Origin of the sequence: Stenotrophomonas sp. PvP093, assembly GCF_017876915.1 — a bacterium.
Taxonomy (GTDB): Bacteria; Pseudomonadota; Gammaproteobacteria; order Xanthomonadales; family Xanthomonadaceae; genus Stenotrophomonas; species Stenotrophomonas muris.
The window spans coordinates 47,528-61,609 of sequence record NZ_JAGIOX010000003.1 but is presented as its reverse complement, the minus strand read 5'-3'; the positions used below and the strand labels follow the sequence as shown (position 1 = coordinate 61,609).

Annotated in this window: 17 protein-coding genes; 9 read left to right on the top strand and 8 right to left on the bottom strand. The window is 59.8% G+C overall.

Annotation, left to right across the window (positions count from 1 at the left end; translation table 11 throughout):
- From J3A72_RS02735 to J3A72_RS22930, 8 genes are all read right to left on the bottom strand, one after another.
- Nucleotides 1-370: hypothetical protein (locus J3A72_RS02735; RefSeq protein WP_209571963.1), on the bottom strand; the 370-nt coding region annotated here is incomplete at its 3' end.
- Between the two features lie 14 nt (nucleotides 371-384).
- A complete protein-coding gene (locus J3A72_RS02730) occupies nucleotides 385-948 on the bottom strand; it encodes a type 4 pilus major pilin (RefSeq protein ID WP_209571961.1) in 564 nt (187 codons plus the stop codon).
- A 50-nt stretch (nucleotides 949-998) separates the two neighbouring features.
- A complete protein-coding gene (locus J3A72_RS02725) occupies nucleotides 999-2,075 on the bottom strand; it encodes a type II secretion system F family protein (RefSeq protein ID WP_209571958.1) in 1,077 nt (358 codons plus the stop codon).
- Nucleotides 2,062-3,657: an ATPase, T2SS/T4P/T4SS family gene (locus J3A72_RS02720; RefSeq protein WP_209571956.1), complete on the bottom strand. Its 1,596-nt coding sequence runs from the start codon at nucleotides 3,655-3,657 to the stop codon at nucleotides 2,062-2,064. Before J3A72_RS02720 ends, J3A72_RS02725 begins: the two co-directional genes overlap by 14 nt.
- Before the next feature lie 2 nt (nucleotides 3,658-3,659).
- Nucleotides 3,660-4,166 carry a type IV pilus biogenesis protein PilP gene (gene pilP, locus J3A72_RS02715; RefSeq protein ID WP_209571954.1) on the bottom strand — a complete coding sequence of 169 codons (507 nt, stop codon included), beginning with the start codon at nucleotides 4,164-4,166 and terminating at the stop codon, nucleotides 3,660-3,662.
- Nucleotides 4,156-5,547, bottom strand: a complete 1,392-nt coding sequence (gene pilO2 / locus J3A72_RS02710; RefSeq protein WP_209571952.1) for a type 4b pilus protein PilO2 — start codon at nucleotides 5,545-5,547, stop codon at nucleotides 4,156-4,158. The genes pilP and pilO2 overlap by 11 nt, the downstream gene beginning before the upstream one ends.
- 2 nt (nucleotides 5,548-5,549) lie before the next feature.
- Complete coding sequence (locus J3A72_RS02705; protein ID WP_164076459.1) at nucleotides 5,550-7,151, bottom strand: PilN family type IVB pilus formation outer membrane protein; 1,602 nt, start codon at nucleotides 7,149-7,151, stop codon at nucleotides 5,550-5,552.
- 104 nt (nucleotides 7,152-7,255) lie between these two features.
- Complete coding sequence (locus tag J3A72_RS22930; protein ID WP_245336356.1) at nucleotides 7,256-7,912, bottom strand: toxin co-regulated pilus biosynthesis Q family protein; 657 nt, start codon at nucleotides 7,910-7,912, stop codon at nucleotides 7,256-7,258.
- Nucleotides 7,913-8,129: 217 nt separating this feature from the next.
- Here J3A72_RS22930 and J3A72_RS02695 point away from each other — a divergent pair, with 217 nt between their 5' ends.
- From J3A72_RS02695 to J3A72_RS02655, 9 genes are all read left to right on the top strand, one after another.
- Nucleotides 8,130-8,990: a lytic transglycosylase domain-containing protein gene (locus J3A72_RS02695; RefSeq protein WP_209571948.1), complete on the top strand. Its 861-nt coding sequence runs from the start codon at nucleotides 8,130-8,132 to the stop codon at nucleotides 8,988-8,990.
- Nucleotides 8,987-9,406, top strand: coding sequence for a hypothetical protein (locus tag J3A72_RS02690; RefSeq protein WP_088435643.1), 420 nt, complete (start codon nucleotides 8,987-8,989; stop codon nucleotides 9,404-9,406). Before J3A72_RS02695 ends, J3A72_RS02690 begins: the two co-directional genes overlap by 4 nt.
- Nucleotides 9,363-10,292 (top strand): TrbG/VirB9 family P-type conjugative transfer protein, encoded by a 930-nt coding sequence (locus tag J3A72_RS02685; protein ID WP_209571946.1) that lies wholly within the window; start codon nucleotides 9,363-9,365, stop codon nucleotides 10,290-10,292. Before J3A72_RS02690 ends, J3A72_RS02685 begins: the two co-directional genes overlap by 44 nt.
- 784 nt (nucleotides 10,293-11,076) lie before the next feature.
- Nucleotides 11,077-11,409: a hypothetical protein gene (locus J3A72_RS02680; RefSeq protein ID WP_088435646.1), complete on the top strand. Its 333-nt coding sequence runs from the start codon at nucleotides 11,077-11,079 to the stop codon at nucleotides 11,407-11,409.
- Between the two features lie 16 nt (nucleotides 11,410-11,425).
- Nucleotides 11,426-11,902, top strand: a complete 477-nt coding sequence (locus tag J3A72_RS02675) for a hypothetical protein (protein ID WP_209571943.1) — start codon at nucleotides 11,426-11,428, stop codon at nucleotides 11,900-11,902.
- 334 nt (nucleotides 11,903-12,236) lie between these two features.
- Entirely contained in the window at nucleotides 12,237-12,524 is a 288-nt protein-coding gene (locus J3A72_RS02670; RefSeq protein WP_209571941.1) for a hypothetical protein, read from the top strand.
- A 17-nt stretch (nucleotides 12,525-12,541) separates the two neighbouring features.
- Nucleotides 12,542-12,853: a hypothetical protein gene (locus J3A72_RS02665; protein WP_209571940.1), complete on the top strand. Its 312-nt coding sequence runs from the start codon at nucleotides 12,542-12,544 to the stop codon at nucleotides 12,851-12,853.
- A 224-nt stretch (nucleotides 12,854-13,077) separates the two neighbouring features.
- Complete coding sequence (locus J3A72_RS02660; RefSeq protein WP_209571938.1) at nucleotides 13,078-13,365, top strand: hypothetical protein; 288 nt, start codon at nucleotides 13,078-13,080, stop codon at nucleotides 13,363-13,365.
- Nucleotides 13,366-13,742: 377 nt separating this feature from the next.
- Entirely contained in the window at nucleotides 13,743-14,063 is a 321-nt protein-coding gene (locus tag J3A72_RS02655; RefSeq protein WP_209571937.1) for a hypothetical protein, read from the top strand.
- Nucleotides 14,064-14,082: the final 19 nt, after the last annotated feature.

Below are 14,082 nucleotides of genomic sequence, written 5' to 3'. Positions count from 1 at the left end.
CTGCGGCCATGTCACCGGACACGATGATGAGTCCGCGCGTATCACGGCCCAGCAGAATTGCGCGCTGGGCCTCTGACAACGGGATGGCTTCAATAGGGCGGATCTGAGCGCGAATAGCGCGAAGGAACAGCACGTCCGTCATGTCCAGCGCCGTCATGATGGTGACGCGGTACATTGCGCCGTCGTGCTCAATCGTGAACTCCGGGTCCTGATGGCGCTCGAAGACGTCCCTGCACATCGCTCGGATCTGCTCAATCTCGTCTAGGCACTCGTCCGGCACCGGCACGCGAGACGCGCCGGTGCCGGGGGCGGTTTTCATATCAGCGTAGCGCTCGCCGATAACGAGCCCTACGAAGGACAACTCATTCAACCGCGAGGGCATATTCAGTTCGCCAGGGTAAAGGCCAGCGAGTTGGTCGCCGAGGTGCACGCCGCCGTCGCAGTGGCAGTATCGACTGGGGTGGTCGACGCCGAACCGCTGTTGATCTTCGTGGTCACACCGCCTGCGGAGCTAACACTCTTAGCTACTGCGATACATGCGTTCGTGGGCAGGCCCGGGGTCGTAACGGTATAGCCGAGGCCGGTCGAAGCGACAGTGACGGTACCACCGTATCGGTTGACCAGCGTGTTGCCGGAAACGGTCATGTCCCCTGGGACGCCACTGGTCGCAATGAGGGACGGGACAAGATTGGTGCCCGAGGCTCCGTAGCCGCTGACCGACTGCAGCTTCTTGGTGTTGGCGATCAGCGTGGTGACATGCTCACCTTCCTTGGTCTCCTTCGAACTGCTCCAGCCGGATGCGATCATGGAAATGGCGCCTCCAATAATCAGGGCGGCGATGGCAAGCCACGCCATGATTTCCAGCATCGTCGCGCCGCGCTGCCTGCCGGCACCGATCAACAGAGCACGGCCCGAGCGGCGGCTGGCAAGGGTGGACTTGATCTTCATTGGTATTCCTTGTTCCTGGTTGTGGGTAGTGGTTTCTGGGGCTATAGGGCTCAGCGTTGAATCTTCTTGGCCACCTCCGTCATCTGGAAGCTAGATACCGCGGTTAGTGCGGCAATCGAGGCGACGCCCAAGATGCTCGCGAAGAAGAAGGCGTTGAGCACTGTTCCGACCCTCTTTACCGTTCGCTTCATCCAGCGCTTCGAGTAGTCGAGGAGCGCCGGCGCAAACCCATCCAGGTCCGACATCATCTCGATGTAGGCGTTAGCCTCGGGGTCGGGAAAGTCGTACTCCGCTTTGCGCAGAGCCTCGCCAAAGCTCCGGCCTCGGGCAATGCCAAGCCGTGCAGCGCTCAGTCGTTCATGCAGGTACGGCGAGGCCTCCCCAATGAGCTGCTCAAGCGCTCGGTCTTGGCTCACGCCGGCGTTGACGAGTGTTGCGTAGGACAGAAGAAACTGAGCTCCCTGGATTCGCCGATACACGGCCCAAGGTCCAAAGCGATCGAAGCGATGCCTCAATGAGCCTGTCCAACGGGGCAAAGAAGCAGCAATAGCGATGCCCCCCAGAACAACGGCCGCACCAACTGGGATGCTGTACGCCTGCGTCGCCTGGGCGAGATGAATCATCAGCCCAGCAGGGCCACTCCAAGCCTCTTGGGGCGCGATGGCCAACATCTGTGGAACCTGCTGATCGGCAAGCATCCAGAGCATGCCAACCGTTGCCGCGAAGAGCGCAACGGGGTAGGGCACCTTGGTCACGAACGTGCTGGCAATCTCGCCCTCAGACTCATGCATGAAGCGCACATTCTCGAAGGCCTTTACCAGGTCGCCGGTCCTCTCGCCAACCGCAATCAGGGTTGTTTCCATTGGAGGCGCCCAGCGCTTCAAAGCGCCGGAGAACTTCTTGCCGGCAGCTGCAGCCTGCTTGAGCTCATAGATGAACTGCGCGCGTGCGGACCCTGCGCCGGCACCGTACTGGCAAGTCACCTCATAGGCCTTGCTCAATGTCTCATTGAGCGACTTGCCGTTCTGGATCATCGCCGAGATCTCTTCGTACAGCTGCGCACGCACCGATGTGGTTACCTGTAGGCGAACCAACTTGTCCGACAGCGCGGGGCTAAGCAATACCATCGTGAAGCTCCTTATCCTCATCCAGCGGGTTCACGTGGTGTTCGCCCACGAGAGGGCAGACCCGGCCATCGTTGACCGCGCGAATGAGCGACTCCGTGCGGGTAATGAAGTTCTGCTCTTGCTTCATGAATCGGCGCGCCGCGACGCGGCCTTCGTCCGCAAATACGGCGAGATTCCTGGTGCTGGTCTCTATGCATTCGGCAATAACTAGGCGGCCTGTCACGCCCCCTTTACACCGACTGCAGCCTGGCCCTTTCACGAACACCGCCTTGGTATGGCAGTGGCGATTGATCCGATCCCTCTGCAGTTGTGGTACTGAAGCTTCGATCTGGGCCCATGGGATACGGCAGTGCTCGCAGAGCACGGGCACCAGCTTCTGGTTGACGAGACCCCGGATCAGGCCTGGATCGGCGAACAGGTCGCGGCTGACACCCTTATTTTTGATGCGCTGCAAGCAAGCAACAGCGTCGTTGGCGTGCACCGTGGTAAGCGAGAGATGGCCAGTAAGGCAGATCTCCATCACGGCCTCCATCGATTCGCGGTCACGCATTTCACCGATCATCGAGTAGTCCGGATCGTGTCGCATCATGTGGCGAATACCCGTTATCCAATCGGCGCGGAGATCGGCGCCGCGCGGGCAAGGAACCTGTGTCCAGCCCTGGATCTCATACTCGGTTGGGTCCTCCAGGGTGATCCCATGGGCTTGATTGTTAGCCTTGCTCATGAGCTCCTCGCAGCAGACCTGCAACGAGGTCGACTTCCCCGAGCCGGTTGGACCAGAGAAGATGTATACCCCCGTCTTGCTGTCGGTCAGGCGCTGGAAGAACCCAGCTTGTTCCGGCAGATAGCCCATGGCTCCAAGCGACTTCGGGCGGTTGCTGGAGTTGTAGAGAAGACGCATCACCAGCGAGTGCCCTGGCGATCGGGGCATGGTGGAAACGCGCGCACCGTAGAGGCCAGCAGGGGCCAGGAACGCCGACTTCAGCCGCGCATCCTGCGGCTTATGAACCTGGAATACCTGCTCGCTCTGATCGCACATGCTTGCGTAGAGCGAAGTTGCAAGTTCAAGGCTGTCGCTAGCCGGAATGGTGTCGAGCGTCTGCACGAGCCCGTTGATACGAGCTCGGATGAATCCCTTGTCATCGTGCGTGACGATGTAAAGATCACTCGCGTCGAGACGCACAGCCTGTTGAATCAGCGCCACGATCTCCTTCTGGCGGTCTGATCCGGCGCCAGCGGCCCGAGAGACCGCGGCAGCGGTCGCGATGCCATACAGCTCCCGGAGTCCAGCAAGATCGGTATCGTGCTCCGTGTAGCGGACCCCAGCCATCTCCAAACGCTGGATGTAGGCCATCACGTCGGGGTCCAGCCTGGTCCCCTTTCGGAGATGAAGCTGTCCGTCGTCCAGAAGGCAGAGCTTGTCGCGCAGGAGCGTGTTGGCCGGGTACTGGCCGCCTTCGTGGCTCAGCGTCAGAGCCGCACGTCTGCGAATACCGAGGTCCGATTGGATATTCATATGCGGGGCGTCGGTGCCGTCTGCAGCAACGGCCCGGCTCCCGCTCAGGTAGCCGGGAGAGTCCATGCTCAGTTCCTCACCTGTCCAGGCAGCGGCAAATAGGGAGCCTGGCCAGCTGCGGGCTGCGCTGCCGGTGCCGGCGTCGGCTCGGCCGGCGGCGAGCCCGAGAAGCCCAGCACGAACGTGCGGCCTTCCTTCACCAGCTCGACGCGGTTCTGCGACACAGAATGCACGCGGTAGCCACCGGGCGCGCTGGTGCCTGCGATGGCCTGCCATTCCAAGCCATTGGAGTACAACAACGTGGCGTAGAGATTCTTGTCGCGTCCGTACACGCCCGAAACCACAGGCAGAGCACTGCCTGTCGCTTGTACTGCCAGGTCGACCGTGGACGTGTCGCCGGTGGCCTTACGGCGCTGCTCCGCAAGTGCAGCCTCCGCCCTAGCAATGACGAGCTGCGCCTGCAGATCTGCCAACCTAGCGGCGCTGGGCGGCGCGCTCGAATCGGATGCGCCGGCGTGGAATGCAATCAGAAGTGTCGCGCCAACCAACAGTGCGCGAGTCTTGTTACCGGCCATACAGCTCTCCTTGAATGTTCCAGCAGATCAGCTCGCTGCTGCAATCGAATTGGGTTTGGGGACGCTCGCTACTGTTGGCGGTTTCGGTACTCGGTACGAACGCGACAATCTTGGTAATGCGCAGCCCGGTGGTATCCAGCCCTTCCAGCAGCAGCTCTGGAGGAAAAGCGGTCCCAATGGTGAACTCGCGCTTGAGCCAGGTCGGTTTCGGTGCCCCTGAATCTGCTGGAGCCACTGCTGCGGCCGCTGTGATTGAGGTAGACACGTATGGTCCGAATGCCTGGAAATAGTTGACAAACGAGTATTCCCGCTCAGCGATGGGGCTGAGCAGGTCACCCTTCTCGGGCGCCAGCTCCAGCTTCGAGTAGATCACCCCGGTGCCGTCATCCAGCCGCTTCCCGCCCGCAGCAGCACCGGCGGAGAGAAATGCGCCGATGGATGTTCCCCCTGGGGCGCGGCGGTAGATCAGTGCGCACTGCTGTGAGTCGCAAGCGGACTCTGCGTACGACCACCCCGCGATGCTAAGCGGAGCGTCCTCAAGCACCATTGCTGCGGCTCCCAGAAGCTTCCGCGCGTCGGGTTGGGAGGTCCACGGCTGCGGTATGGCGCGTGCGGCTTCGAGCTCAAGTCGCTTTTGCTCGGTGGCCTGGGCCAATGCCAGCGCCTCTCTCTCAGCTTGCTCCCGCTTCTCCATCCAGTAGAGGACACCTGCACCTGCTGCAACCACGGCTGCAGCAGCCACACCGCCGAGCACGACCTGCTGCGCAGTCAGCCCTAGGGTGAGCTGACGTAGCAGGTACTCCTTTCTGAACGAATCGGGCCCAATAATCTCCGCGACGGCACGATTGTCGTTGCTGAAGTTGAACGACGCGGGCGCGATGATCTTGCCCTCAAGCTTCGCAGCCTTCACCGGATCAGCTGTCACCAACGAGTACGTCTTGTTGAGCTCCGCAGATATCCGCTCTCGATCGCCGATGATGTCCTGGCCTGGGAGCACTATTCCGTCGATGACGGTCACAAGCGCGTAGCGACCGTCCTCGAGCTCGAACGCTCCCATCCAGCTTTCACCTAGCGAACCGGCGAGGGTGGCGGCCAACGAGTAGTGGCCCTTGAGACGCTCCTTCGTGCGAGGCGCGAAGCCAGCCTGGATGGCTGAATCCGATTTTCGGATTGCAACCATGTCCATCTTGCGCTGCTTGCCGATGCGCTTCGCCTCAGCCATGTAGTTCCGGTAGCTCTCCAGCGGCTCCCACAGCAGGCCGCCGACGAGCTTCCGGCCGTGGACAATGACGGTATTGACGCCGACGTCTGATCCACCACTTGCGCTGGCCTTCGCTGCGGCTCCAAGTGGCGGAATGCCGTTCTTCTTCCTGGCGAACATGTCTATTCCTTGACGATCGGCGTTACCAGGGCGACCAGAACTTCGCGCTCGCGGCTTGTCTTCTTGCCGCCGCCAAACAGGAAGAACCAGGGACGGCCAACACCGCTGCGGGTGTCCTGCAGGGTGACCGTGTCCAAGCCGGAGAGAACCAAGGTCTGACCCGACTTGAGCTTCACCTCTTGGTTCACGATCTGCTTGGCGAGATTCGGAGTCTGAACCGGCGTCTTCTCGTCCACTTTTTCCAGACCGATCAAGTCGGTCATATTGATGGCCAAGCTCAGCAGCACGGTCTTGTTGTCCGGCTGGATGTAGGGAACCAGCGTCATGTTGAAGCCCGCAGTAACCTGGCCCGGTGTCAGCGATTGGGTGACGCCAACATCAGTGGTCTGCGTCGATGAGGCCTGCTGGATGTATCCGGTCTGGGTACCCAGCTGTACCGATACGGACTTCATGTTGAGCGTGCTGGTGCTGGGCGTGCGCTTGTTGACGATCTCGCCCTGCTGGGCCAGCGCCTTGATGACGGCTTCGCTTCCGGAGAAGCGCGAGCTGCCCTCCAACACGTTGATGGACCCGGCGATGGCATTGGAAGCGGCGTTGTAAGAGCTGACCAGCCCCAAGCCATACTGGTTGGCGATGCTCTTGTACGCCAGATTCCAATCGACGCCGAGCTCATTGCTGTTGTTGAGCTTTACCGTAATGAGCTCCACGTTCAGGAGAACGAACTTGGTTCGGAAGTTGTTCTCTGAGGCAACCCAGTCCTCAACAATCTGCAGACGATCCGGGGTATCCGTAACGGTGATAGTGCCCGTTGATGGCGCGAAGGACATGCGGCCAATTCCTGGCGTCAGCAGGCTCTGCACCGCCTCGCGCACGTCCTTGCTCGGGTCAATCGAGATCTCATCTGCAGTCGTGATGCTACTGGTGGAGGCGTCGCTACCGGCACCGGTGCTGGTAGTGCTGCCACCGCCGATGCCAGTCGTCGAGACGCCAGCGGTCATCGTACTGCCGGAACTGGTGGTCGATTTGATGGTTTGCGCCTTGGGCAGCGCGTAAACCTTATAGAACCGCGTTTCGGTAAAGAAAATCGTGATCCGCCCGGAACGGTATCGCCAGGAAAGGCCCAGCCTTGCCGTTGCGGCGTCAAGAAGCCCGGAAAGCTGGCCCTTGTAGCTCACGTCTACCAGATCGCCGCCCATGCCGCCCGATAGCTGCAGCGGCGCCCCGCCGGTTACGGGTGCGGGCAGGCTGATGCCGGCAGGCAACGGGATTCCTGCGGAAGCAAAGGCAGATGTGGGGCTTGGCGCTGGGCCGGCGGGCAAAGCTGCACCAGCCTGTGAGTGCGTACCTCCGCCTGCTGTTGCAGTCATAGCGTCCTGGGTGACCAGCACGGGAATACCGCACGTCCGGGTGACGTACTGGCCGAACGCCTTGATGCTCATCCCAAAGCGAGGGGCATAGGTGATTTCGCATCCGCCAGGAAGTTCCTTATCTGCGTTCAGCAGCATGGGCTCCGGCGGTGCGAACATCTCATCCTCGACTACACGGATGTTGCTGGAGTCGCGCTCCTGGTTGCCCTGTCGCAACGCGGCCAGCGCATCGTCCACCTGGCTACGTGCTTCTTTGATTTCCTGCAGTGCGGATCTCGACTGCGTGCTCGCACAGCCGGCTACCATCGTGATAGCGAGCGCTATTAGAAGTGGACGCATGTTTACTCCGTGACGTGGATGATTTTCTGGTTGGGATACGCATCAACCAGCAACGGCCGCTTCGCGCGGGCATAGGCCTTGAAGAGACCCCGGACGGCGTCAAGGAAATCGCCCTCGAAGCTCAAGGTGCCGGGAACCTGGTAGTCGATTTCCGCATCCCACTGCGGCACAGCCCATCCCGCCTTGCTAGACCAATGAGCCAGGGTCTCCCGAACTGTGCTGCCGGGGTTGGCGACCCATGTTGGTTTCGGCGGCGCTACGGGCTGTGCACTTGGCGTCTGTAGCGGGGAATCAGCGGCTGCCGCGGCGGGCGCCGCCTTCTCTTGCGGTTGGCTCGAAGCCAATGCCGCCGCGCCTGTCGGGGCGGCGGAGGGCGAAGAGGTATCGCCAGACACGACTGTGCTGTCTGGCGACGTAGATACCGGGCGGGGCTTTGCTTCAGTCGCCGGCTGAACCGCCAAGCTTGCCGTTGGGGACGGAGCGGAGCTTGGCGCTACAGAAGAAGTTGGCAGGGTAGGGGACAGGGGAGACGCTGTTTTCACTGGCTGGCGCGCTGGTTCAGAAGCAAGGGCAACTGCCGATACCTCCTGCTGCCTAGCAGTTTCGCCGGCTGGTCTCGCGTTGACGCGTTCCAGCCAGAGGGCCAAATCCTGGTTCATCGGCCGCAGATGACGGTCAGACATTGCAGGCGTCCGAGCCACGCCTGCGCCGGTGGCGCACCCAGAGAGCAGCAGCCCGAAGACCGCAACACCCGCCCATCTTTCGGAAAAACTGCTCACTTTTTCCCCATTGTTTGCCAACTTTTCGGCAATGGTATACATTTCCCGCGCTGTTGCAAGCATCCATACAAGTCCAGTAGAGCCAGCAGGGGGCGCATTGAACGGCGAGGGCGTTATCAGGGGAGTGGCGAAGCTCGCGATCTTGGTCGCGTGCACCTGCGCACCCGCCTGCGCAACGGCAGCGGGGGAGACGTTCGAGCAGCTGGCGGCTCAGTGCGCCCCGGGAATTCATCCCCAGACCCTGGCGGCCGTGGTCGGCCACGAGTCGAATTTCGACCCGCTCGCCATCGGCGTTAAGGGCGTCAGCGTCAGAGTACGTACGCTCGAAGAAGCCGTTAGCTCCGCATCGCGCCTGATTGCAGAGGGCAGATCTGTGGATATGGGGCTCGGCCAGATCAACGCCGCAAACCTCCGGCGGCTGGGGCTATCTGTTCGAGAGGTCTTCGACCCATGCATCAACCTGGCTGCAGCAGCGCGCATCCTCACGGAGAACTATCAAGAGGCGAGGAAGCAGCTCAGTGACGAGCAAGCTGCGCTCAACGCCGCCCTCAGCCAGTACAACACTGGCAATCGCGTTTCCGGGCTGAAGAATGGATATGTGGCGAAGGTGAGGAAGCATGCCGGCCTGCCTCCGCCCATCGTTCCATCGCCACTGGTGGTTGCCACGCCCCTGACTTCAAACACAGCCGCAGAATCGGGCCACGCAAATCCCTACGCCGCGTTCGGGGCCGAGAATCAGGCCAAATACGACGCCTTCTCTAGTCCGCGCGCGACCGCAATCCCCCACGACAGGGGCGTTCAAGACGCGCCTCTCCGCGCAATTCCCCAAACCGCGACCGCAATCCCCCCCACTGACAGAACAGTGGCCAGCCAGGCGCGTCTGCAGGCGACTGGCAGGGCGGACAACGGAAACCTAAGCAGCACAAGGCTTTCGGACGTAGAAGGGAACCGGCAGTGACGGTTCCCGAGCAGCAGGGCACCAGGCATGCGGCGTTGGCGGCGATAGAGCGCAGCCAACTAACGGGCGTCACCTTAAACTACAGGGAGCCCTACCCCTGTTCAGGTGACATTTTGAAGCCCAAGCCCATCACTGAACCCCTGCTGATCTCCTACATGGATCATGGCGCCGTGACCGGCATCACGATCAAGGAGACGGACGAAGGATTCAAGGTCTTGGTGTCGGTCACCTTTGACGACCAAGCGGTGTACGAGCTCCAGACGCAACGGTCGAACAAGCCGAAGCTCTGGAGCAGCCTGAACCGCCTCGTCCAGCAACTCGGCCGGTATCCAAGCCTTCCACCCATCAAGTTGGAAGTGAGGACTACCAAACGTGAAACCGTCAAAGCAAAGAAGCGCGCACCCAAAAAAGCGTGACGCGTCACGGTGGCTTGCTGCGGCCGGACTGAGCCTTCTGGCCGCCGGCCACCTCGGAGCAGCCGAACCGGCATCGACCCAGCCGCCGCCTGCAGCAACCCCGCCGCACATCGTCACCGTGCAGCGTGATTCGCGCTTGCGCGAGATCGATTACAACCCCGATCAGGTAATCGACATAACCGCCCACGTGGGCTACTTCGTACACCTGGTCTTCGCGCCAGGAGAGGAGCCGGTGCATGGGGGCGTGGTGTTGGGTGACAGCGATGCATGGAGCTTTTCCGTCGCTGGCAACAACCTGTTCCTCAAACCCAAGAACACGGATGGCAACACGAATCTGACTGTTGTTACCAACGTCGGGCGTACATACACGTTCATCCTGCTGTACGCGCAGCGCCGCCCGACAGATAGACAGCTCGGTACCGCGCTGAATCTGCGTTACAAGTTCCGATACCCAGCGGAAGAACTCGCAGCTGCCAAGCGAGCAACGGAGAAGCCCGAATCAGTGCAGATCTCGGAGCGTCTAGCGCGCCCGGAGCGCGAGATCAGGAATATTGAGTATTTCGCATGTGGCAGCGACGAGGTGAATCCTGACGTCATCTTCGATGACGGCCGATTTACTTACATGAGATTCCTCGCTAATCGCGAGCTGCCCGCAATTTTCACTGTCGCGGATGACGGATCGGAAGTCCTGGCAAACTCAAGAACGGCCGCTGACGATCCCGAGACAATAATTGTGCAACGCGTTGCAAAGCGCTTCGTTTTCCGACGTGGCCAGACGGTGGGGTGCGCAGTCAACAAAGGCTTCAGTCCCCACGGCCCAGCGCTGCAGACGGGAACGATCGATGAGGGCGTACAGCGCGTTGTAAAGGGCGCACAGACCCCATAACGCCGATCTCACCAACTAGGCCTGAGCTATAGCGCGACCATGAGAATTGCGGCCACCGAGGCGGGCGACGCCTGCGCCCAAACCAATGCTGCGCACGATCCAACGGGCGTGAGCTTGTTCGAAAATCAGTTCTTCAGCATCACGAGCCGCAGAGGCACGCTCCAGATCAAAGCGCTGGGAGTAGCTGGAAATCACGGTGAGGTAGCCATCACACCGGCGACAGTGGAACAGATTTTTGAGGCTGTCAGCTCTCCAGCGATAAGCGAGGTGAGAGCGCTTATCAGAGATCCCTGGGGCATCGGGCCGGAAAGGCCTTGTCTCTACCGGAATGATCTGATCGGGTGGCCGGATGACGACGACGGGTATCAGCATCCCATTCAGTCGACGGAGCCATGCCAGCTGTACCTTGAGGCAACCTTCCCTGGGCGTGGCCGAATCTACTTCGGGGAAGTCCACCAAGAGGCGGCGCAGATCGCAAGCTTCCTGTCGATGAGGAATCCCCTGATCGATCTACTCACGGCAAGGAAAAGTCCGCAGGCGAGGGCAGCGGCGGAACAACGGGCCAGAGCAATCAGCGCTGCTGCCGTGCGAAGTTTCCTGCCTTCCAGCGGATTCTGTTGGACATGCGACCAGGACGTTACGCCCTACCTTGTCGATGAGACGCACATTACCAGCTGCCCATTGTGCTGGCGGTCCTGGGATGACTAATTCATTGACAGCATGCAGGCATGCTGTCATGCTCGCATCGGCACAACGAACGCTTCGACTGAGAAAGATAAACGTTATGAATAGAGCTAAAGAAGCAAACAAGGCTGCCGATAAGAGGCCTGCAGCAGTCCGTATACTTGCCGCTGCCGGCATCATCGTTTCGGCTTTTCTCGTACTGCTGATGTCTCTCGGCTGGACGGGCCATATTGGTGGGCCTATCGGCATTACCCCAGTGATGCTCACGCTACTGCAGTCAGCCGCGCCGGGAGTCGACCCCAGCGTCGGCCACGGTACTGGCTTGCTTGGGATTCCGCTGGCGCATCACGCTGCCGCCCTGTCTTGGCTTGTTGTTGCAGCACTCGCTGCGATCGCATTCAAGGCACTCGCCCGGTTCCTCGCAGCAGACTGACAATTGGAGAACAAAAATGCACATCGTCCTTACCGAAAGCCAGGCTCGCCAGCGACGGATCATCATTCCACTTGTCGCGTACACCGCAATCGCAGCCATTGGCATTTCGGGAGCACTCTACTGGTTTAAGCTCCTTGGACAGGGCAGCGCAATTGCAGCAACCGCCGCTGCTGTATTCGCCCTCTTCTGTGCAATCGTACTTTTCCTTATCGCGTCAATCGCGAGAATCGACCACACACTCGCGACCAGCTACGACGTTGAGCGAGTCCTGGCAATGCTGGAAGCCGGTGTGCCTAACCTTGAAACCATTGCCAATGCAATGCGGAACGGAACTCGGCTAGCGCACAGGGACGTGGTATTCGCCCGCCGCATGGAATCCAAATGGAAGCGGAGCAAGGAGCAGGAGGCACAATCCCAGGCGACGAGCGCCCTATGCGTCAAGCAGGTAGACGCCGCGAGCCGCTATCTGGACGAGCGCCACCAGCTCCGTTGAGCTGGATGCTAGATCAGGGAAACCCCATTGATGTATACACAACGAGGCAAACTGGAGGCATCCATGAACAGCACGGAAGATTCCAAAAACAACTGTGAATCGAAAGTGTCAGATACGACTACAAGACGACGCGGGAATGGGTGGGGTGGGGTGGCCGCCGTTGTCCTAGCATTTGCAATACTGCATTTCTGGCTTGGCTTCACCACAGACAAGCTTGGTTATGTAGTCGGCGGAACTTGTCTCCTCGCCATTACGGCAATACTCCTCGCCGCGCCGCGAACAGGGGAAATCAACCAGAGGCCAGTGAAAACGCCGTCGAAACGAATAGACTGAAATGCTCAACGTCTATGACCTACTCCTGATCGCCCTAGCTGCGAGCATCATCATCATGCTCACCATTTCGTCGCGACGTCGGGGTGAGGCGCTGAGCGCATCCTTATCAGCGGCAAGCATGTCGACCGCGGGCGGGGTATTTTGGTCCATGCTGCCCTATATCTATTACGGCGTAGGCCACGGCCCAGATGCTCAGCTTTGGATTCTTTACGCATTAATTGCCGCGCTGATGCTCTTTGCGTCCTGGTTAACGTACAGATTCTTCTTTGCGCCCCGCAATGATGAATAACCCGCCACAGGAGCCACATGAGCCAGATCAAAGCATCCAATGAGGTCTCCGCCGCCGACCAAGACACGCCCTGGGTGCGTGCGTACGAGCGAATCTGGCCCGATCCTGTGGCCGACGACGATCCGCGGCGCGCCCAAATTGCCCAGGAGATGCGTGAACTGCGTGCTGCGACGACTCTTGCCGAAGGGCTGCAGGCCATCGGCTGGTGGTACAACCACAGCGGCTTCAATGAAGGAGTCCGTAATGCCGAAGTCAGAGACGCCATGCGCCGGCTACGTCGCTCAAAGCGTCTCTCGAGCCTGGCGGGCCAGGTGGACACTAACAATTGAAAGATTGGCCAGGCTGTCCTGAAATCAACAAACATAGTTACATGTGCAACTATTTCGCATAATAGTAATTATGTTATAGTATAACATTGTTAGATTTGGAGCCCCTATTCAGGTTGCCGTTGTTCCTAATTGTTGTCATTTGTCCCTAGCGCGTTTCTCATCCGTTGAGACCCTGATGAATTACCGTCGAGCGCGACAAACATTGCCAGTGCCCGGAGATTGCTGTGAACACCAAAGACTCCTCTAACGTCCATTACCTGAAGAATGCCAAGAGGACCGAAGAAGCGTCTTCCCAGCCTCAACCTGCATCGAAGATACGCAGTAATCTGAATTTTGGCGCCCCGTTGACCGGAGTCGTTTGGGCGGTGATTTTCTATTTCGCTGGTCCGTGGTCTGCATCACTTCTTGACTTCACGCCGGGCCCCGCATGGCTCTACGCTGTGTTCGGATTTGGGATTGGCACTTACATTGGCGTCGATTTGTTCGGCCATTTCCAGGAGCCAATCGAGTAGATCAGGCCCTATCCGGCTCAGCGACCACCAAAGCCGATCAACCAAGCCCTATCTGTATGACCGTGGCTTGCCTACCCGACTCACCCAATCTGGCCAGAGCACACATGCGAATTCCTTCAGTGGGCCGTGAGGGCCCCCCTTCGATCCTCATCTCATACACTGCGGTGATCCTGAGCCCGTTCGCCATCGCCACTGCCGGCTACCTTCTCTATGAGATGAAGTGGCTCCAGGCTGCAGGCCTTCTCCTGGCAACAGCAGGATTCGTCTATTCCGGAATCCGTAACATAAGGCGGCGGCGCCAAGAGCCGAAAGTGTGATGCGCGTCACTTGCATGATTGCATGATTTCATGCCAGCATTGAGCCACAAGGAGGAAGCCATGAACACCAGCGCCGCCGTATCTGAAGAGCCCATCAGCATTGCTGCTGCCGCGACGTTCTACCTCGGCGCCGTTGCCGCGCTGGCCCTGCTCATTGCGGTCAGCTTTGGTGCTCCCTGGGTGCCAATCTGGCTCTTGCCGTTCATGTACCTGGTAGCCGGCTGCATCCTCAATCGGGTCGTCCTCCGCCGCCTGGTAGAGTTCCACCCGCTCTACAACACGGTAGGTGTGGTCGCCAAGACAAAGCTCGTGTATGTCATTTTCTGGCCGATTGCCTACGCATACCTGCTTGTGATGCTGCTCATCGATCGCGTTCTGTAAGAACCACTCCCCTTCCCTG